General features: G+C 35.1%; 6 protein-coding genes, 1 tRNA gene and 1 pseudogene. 2 read left to right on the forward strand and 6 right to left on the reverse strand.

Features of this window, described 5'->3' with window-relative positions:
* The first annotated feature begins 252 nt into the window (after positions 1-252).
* Together OZD62_RS04335 and OZD62_RS04340 are read left to right on the forward strand one after the other, a co-directional pair.
* The gene (locus tag OZD62_RS04335; RefSeq protein ID WP_010963125.1) at positions 253-783 is read left to right on the forward strand and encodes a phospholipase D family nuclease; all 531 of its coding nucleotides are present in this window, start codon (positions 253-255) and stop codon (positions 781-783) included.
* Between the two features lie 109 nt (positions 784-892).
* Positions 893-1,435: a hypothetical protein gene (locus tag OZD62_RS04340; protein WP_275019506.1), complete on the forward strand. Its 543-nt coding sequence runs from the start codon at positions 893-895 to the stop codon at positions 1,433-1,435.
* 338 nt (positions 1,436-1,773) lie between these two features.
* On the opposite strand, the gene rnc is transcribed toward OZD62_RS04340, so the two are convergent.
* From rnc to OZD62_RS04375, 6 genes and pseudogenes are all read right to left on the reverse strand, one after another.
* Complete coding sequence (gene rnc / locus OZD62_RS04350; RefSeq protein WP_275019508.1) at positions 1,774-2,472, reverse strand: ribonuclease III; 699 nt, start codon at positions 2,470-2,472, stop codon at positions 1,774-1,776.
* A gap of 90 nt (positions 2,473-2,562) precedes the next feature.
* Positions 2,563-3,630: a quinone-dependent dihydroorotate dehydrogenase gene (locus OZD62_RS04355; protein WP_275019509.1), complete on the reverse strand. Its 1,068-nt coding sequence runs from the start codon at positions 3,628-3,630 to the stop codon at positions 2,563-2,565.
* 121 nt (positions 3,631-3,751) lie between these two features.
* Positions 3,752-3,823: transfer RNA gene (locus tag OZD62_RS04360), tRNA-Cys, on the reverse strand.
* A 5-nt stretch (positions 3,824-3,828) separates the two neighbouring features.
* Positions 3,829-4,725 (reverse strand): class I fructose-bisphosphate aldolase, encoded by an 897-nt coding sequence (locus OZD62_RS04365; protein ID WP_038228077.1) that lies wholly within the window; start codon positions 4,723-4,725, stop codon positions 3,829-3,831.
* 64 nt (positions 4,726-4,789) lie between these two features.
* Positions 4,790-5,575 (reverse strand): annotated as a pseudogene (locus OZD62_RS04370) (AAA family ATPase); the annotation flags it as partial.
* Positions 5,576-5,599: 24 nt separating this feature from the next.
* A partial coding sequence (locus OZD62_RS04375; RefSeq protein WP_275019324.1) for a transposase occupies positions 5,600-5,766 on the reverse strand: 167 nt, incomplete at its 5' end.

The following is a 5,766-nucleotide window of genomic DNA, read 5'->3' on the forward strand; positions in this document are numbered from 1 at the left end:
TTGTGAAGACATAAGGTGCACATAGTGCAAAAAATTAAAAATAAGACGCCAACTACGTTGTTTTCTTGCTGTTTAATCTGCACAGATGAAGATAACTGAATACCTTCAGTTTCATGATAAGGGGGCTGGCGGAGTTTGTCAAGTAAGTTTTTTCGTTTCTAACGGTTGTTGCCAAAAACTATGCAAGAAGTCTATTGACAGGTGATTAAATTATAATGTAGCCTATCGCCGTATATCCGGGGGTGGGTTGTTGTGAGGCTTTTTCACTTTTTATTCTTGTTAATGTGTTTTTCTCTGTATTACTATGCGGGTTTTATATTTTCGCCCTGCCCAAAAGCTACGGTTTGCTTTTCACCTGGAGAAGATTGTGCTGTACCGATAATCAACGTAATAGATCAGTCTAAAAAATCTATCTTAGTTCAAGAATATACATTTACTCTTGGAACAGTTGCAAAATCTTTGATTAATGCTAAAGAACGCGGTGTTGATGTTAAAGTCATCTTAGATAAATCGCAACTCTACTCAAAATATAGTGTTATAAATGAATTATTTTCAGGTGGAGTACCAATTTGGATCGATGATAAGCCAAAGATTGCTCATAATAAGATAATGATTGCTGACAATCAAAAAGTCATCACAGGGTCATTTAACCTTAGTAAGACAGCTAAAAAAGGAAATGCTGAAAATTTATTAATTATTACAGATTATCCTGAATTGATTCAGCAGTATGTGAAAAACTGGGAGGCACGAATGTCACAATCTTACAAATACGCTCCCAACTAATCGAGAGCGCTTGCTCAAAATCAGTTTTAAAAACAGCAAGGGAGAGCTTTTTTGATTGATTGGCATAATGATTATGATATAATGAACTAAAAATTTAAGGAATAAAGTAATGGATTATATAAATGATGCTGCCGGTAGCTACACTGCTATTCATGATTTTTTTCAAAACAACGGTGTTGGAGATTACAAAGTTCAATGCAATTATGGTGGGGTGCCGTATGCTACTGATGAGTACGTGCATTCTGGCGATAAATTTTGGAGTAATAATTTCATAGACTCACATTTTGGCAGGGAAATAAAAATGTATCCTCAAAGTGAACTTTTAGCTAAAGAATATGCTGGAAATACGTTGCCAGTTTCAATATCACTAGATAAGGATTTAATAAAAATGAAGGAATGTCAGAAAAAAACGAAATTTGTGGAACTAGAAAGGGAGTCAGGTGATTTAGTGCATGATAAGCAAAAGTATGTAAAGTGTTACACAACAAAGCTATCATATGATGATGTACATATTTACAATAACGATAAAGTTTCAACCTTTAGCATAAAATACGACGTGCCAAATGATCCGAAATACAGTTTAAATATAACATTTACAAAGGTTAATGATAATAAATCAGGATTTTGGCAGAAATTTAAAAATATGTTTTAACGTGACCATTCACTGGTTTTTACTCAATCAACCAACAACAGTTAATATCAAATTTTTATAATTAAAAAATATGCTATTTTTTAAAACTTTCATTCTCATTGACTCTGTCAACTTCACAAAACAACTCTTGGACCAAATGTATCTGGCATAACACCTTTTGGTAACTTGCTACTTCTTTTTTTCCGCATCTCCGACAACAGCCATTGATATTCCACTACATAAGGCTTGATTTTTGGTAAATCAACTTTTTTATGAATAATACTATGCTTCTCCTTAAATTGACCATTTACCCTAAACGCTATTAGCTTCCTTAAAATTTACATTAATGCCTATTTTGCCTAAACTGAAGCGTCTTTTCCAATTTTTTCTAGCATCAACTCAGCAGCTTTTTGTTCAGCAATCTTTTTACTAGAAGCGCATGCAGAAACTTTACCATAATCTTCTATGCAAACTGATATAGTAAATTCAGGATTGTGCGCTGGTCCAGTTTGTTTTACAAGCTCATACTCTGGTAAAGGCAATTTGTTTTTCTGAGTCCACTCTTGCAGTGAGGTTTTAGGATCTCGAGGGGGGGCAAGCATGCCTTTAGCTAGCTTTTCCCAATATTGGATAATAAATTTTTCAACATTTTCAAGCCCGCCATCAATATAAATTGCACCTATTAGTGCTTCAAGCGAGTTTTCTAAATTTTTTAAGTTACATCTCCCTCCATTGCAGCGTTCACTATTATTCATGATGATAAAGCTGCCTAATTTTATTTCTTTAGCAACATTAGCAATGGTGTTGCCACAAACTAAATCCGTCTTTCTTTTTGCCAATGCTCCTTCTTTTTCTTCAGGAAATAGTTTAAACAGTGTGGCAGATACAACCATATTCAAAACACTATCGCCCAAAAACTCTAGTCTTTCGTAGCTTACAATCTGGTTTTTGCTATTCCTTTTATTTACGCTTGGGTGAGTTAGTGCCTCTTCTAATATTGCATAATTTGTAAATTTATAATCAATGATCTTAGATATTGCATCATTCAAACTCTTCATACCCATTATTTAAAAGAAAAGCACTTTCTACCACCTTTATACCAGAGAATTAGTTTTATTTTATTAAAATAATACCACCAACTTTCAAAATTAATGTATACAACCCACCACCTCATTAATGTTACTAAATCCATCTCTCCTTATTAGTTCTGCAAGTTCTAGATTAATTTTGTTTACAACTTGAGGTCCGTGGTATATGAGAGCAGTGTACAACTGCACCAAAGAAGCTCCTGCCTTTATTTTTTTATATGCATCAGCACCACTTGAGATTCCTCCGCACCCTATCAATAATATTTTGCCCTTAGTAAATTTGTACATATCGCCCAATAACTCGGTTGAAAGTTTAAACAGCGGTTTGCCACTCAACCCACCACTCTCATTATGGTGAGAATGCAGATTATCTCTACTTACCGTAGTGTTGCTTACTGTTAATCCGTCAATCTTATATTCCGACGCAAGCTCAGCGATATTTTCTTTCGTTTGCTGATCTACATCTGGTGAGATTTTTAATATTATTGGTATGGATTTAGAATTATCAATTGATTTTCGGGTTAGAGTTACGGATTTCAACAATTCCGATAATTCTTGCTTATTGTGCAGATTGCGTAAATTAGGCGTGTTTGGGGATGAGATGTTCAGCACTATATAATTGCTCTTTCCATATACTATCTTTATTAAGTCAACATAATCGCTGATTTGGTCCTTTGATGTACTGTTTTTTCCTATGTTGATGCCAAAAATGCAGTCATCAAGCTTGGTTTCACCTATTTGTTTAAGAAAATAGTCTATTCCTTTATTGTTAAATCCCAATCTGTTAATTACCCCTTGATCTTTAATTAACCGAAAAATTCTTGGCTTTTTGTTTCCATATTGTGGATTACGAGTTACAGTACCAGTTTCAATAAACCCAAAACCAAATGAGAGCATAGGCCTTATAACTTCTGCATTCTTGTCAAAACCTGCAGCCAGACCTACGGGGCTTCTGAGCTTATTACCAAAAAAATTCACACTCAAAGATTCTGGTAGCTCTATAGGATTCTTATAAGGCATTTTCTTTAATGCCATAATTGCCAAAGAGTGAGCAACTTCGGGCGGTAGTAAAAATAGTAAATTACGTTTGTAAAACACTTTGCTTATTTTTAGTTTATTTTTTACCATGAAACGCTATAAGAGTATAACCATAACTTGAAAAGAAATTGATTTTACTATGGACAAGCTTTCTCTATAGGTTACACACTTAAAGCTACTGTTAACTTTTACAAGATATAGAGAACGAAAGAGGCCGGGACCGGAATCGAACCGGTATAAAAGGATTTGCAGTCCTCCGCATAAGCCATTCTGCCACCCAGCCGTTTTTTATGTGTAGATATCCATTATATCTTTTAGCATAGATAAAGCCTCCTCCCTTTTGCGTTGAAAAGTGTTACGTCCAATGATTGAACCATTACCGCCACCCTGCTTAATTTCTTTCGCTTCATTGTATATGTTATCTACTTCCTTCGATTCACCACCAGAAAAAACTACTATTCTTTTCCCTGCAAAACAAGACCTTTTAACATATTCAATTCTTTTAGATAATGATTCAATATTTTCTGTTTCTATTTTCTCCCTTTCCAAATATTTAGTTGGAAGTTTTACTTTTATTATATTAGCGCCAAGCAAAGCTGCCATGTGCGCAGCATAGGCAATAACATCAACTGCTGTTTCACCTTCTTTGGAAATCCCTTCACCGCGTGGATAAGACCATAGCACTACTGCAAGTCCATAAGATTTGGCTTCAGCTATGATTCCACGGGCTTCCTCCATCATATCGAAACACTTAGCAGAACCAGGATATATAGTAAATCCGACAGCTAAGCATCCCAAACGCAGCGCATCTTTCACAGAAGAGGTTATTGCCTGATCAGAGGTTAGATCCTTTGAATGTAAAGAGTTGGAACTATTAAGTTTCAAAATAAGTGGGAGCATTCCAGCATAAGTTGCAGCACCAGCTTCAATCATACCAAGTGGAGCAGCATATGCACTTACTCCCGAATCAACCGCAAGCTGAAAATGATAATGTGGGTCATAAGCATCAGGGTTAACTTCAAAACTTTTAATTGGACCATGCTCAAATCCTTGATCTACTGGCAGAATTACTAACTTGCCAGTGCCGCCAAGCTTTCCATGCATGAGAATACGAGTAAGATTTGCTTTTACCCCAGGGTTTTCACTTTCGTAGTAGCTTAGGACTTGTTTTACTTTATCACTTATCACTATAATTCAAATTGAATTTAAGTTATAGATTGTAACAAAGATGAAGTTCAATACAAGGATTTTAAACTATATCAAAAGCAATTTTATTTTCTACTTTATTCATATAGATTCTTAATTTCTTTCCTTTTATTAATTTACGATTCAGTATTTCTTCCGCTAAGTAACTTTTTATCTCTTTTTCAATAAGTCTCTCTATCGGACGTGCTCCCATTTCCTTACTATAACCTGTTTGTGCAAGATAAGATTTCACTTCATCTTCTACCAAGCAGTTTATGCCTTTTTGCGTCAGCTGCTTTTTCAGTTCCTGAATAAATTTATCTACAATATGCAGAATTATATCCGCATTTAAGTCAGAAAAAGAAATAATCGCATCAAGACGATTACGAAATTCAGGGCTAAAAACCTGTTCTATCGCTTTTTCACTATCACCAGTGTTAAATTTTTTATGCCCAAAGCCAACAAAACTTTTGCTGCGTTCAGCTGCTCCTGCATTAGTTGTCATAATTAAGATTATATTGGAAAAGTTAACTTTACGTCCGTAAGTGTCTGTAACGCAACCATAATCCATAATTTGTAGCAATATATTATAGATATCGCTATGAGCCTTTTCAATTTCATCAAGCAGCACAACACTATATTGATTATTAGATACAGACTCTGTGAGTAATCCACCCTGATCATAACCTACATATCCAGGAGGAGAACCAATCATCCTTGATATCGTATGAGACTCAATATATTCGGACATATCAAAGCGTATAAGATTCATGCCCATGCTTTCTGCTAATTGTTTTGCTAGCTCGGTTTTACCAACACCGGTTGGCCCTGCAAAAAGATAATTTGCTAAGAGGTTGTCCGGAAACTAGTAAATTCAAGCATATTCCCTCTTTAACATAACCCTACTCATAGCTAGGTATATGAAATTCTCAGTGGATGTTGTGAGTAAATCATACTCCTTCGATAGCCTTCTATTCCTATTAACCCAAGCAAAAGTCCTTTCTACAACCCATCTTCTTGGCTGTACTTTAAACCCTTGTT

The sequence above is a fragment of the Wolbachia endosymbiont of Drosophila seguyi genome (assembly GCF_028981765.1).
Classification (GTDB): Bacteria; Pseudomonadota; Alphaproteobacteria; order Rickettsiales; family Anaplasmataceae; genus Wolbachia; species Wolbachia pipientis.

Bases quoted from the DNA above. Each gene is read 5' to 3' on its own strand.
- OZD62_RS04340 (WP_275019506.1), top strand. From the start codon at position 893: ATGGATTATATAAATGATGCTGCCGGTAGCTACACTGCTATTCATGAT.
- OZD62_RS04355 (WP_275019509.1), bottom strand. From the start codon at position 3,630: ATGGTAAAAAATAAACTAAAAATAAGCAAAGTGTTTTACAAACGTAAT.
- rnc (WP_275019508.1), bottom strand. From the start codon at position 2,472: ATGAAGAGTTTGAATGATGCAATATCTAAGATCATTGATTATAAATTT.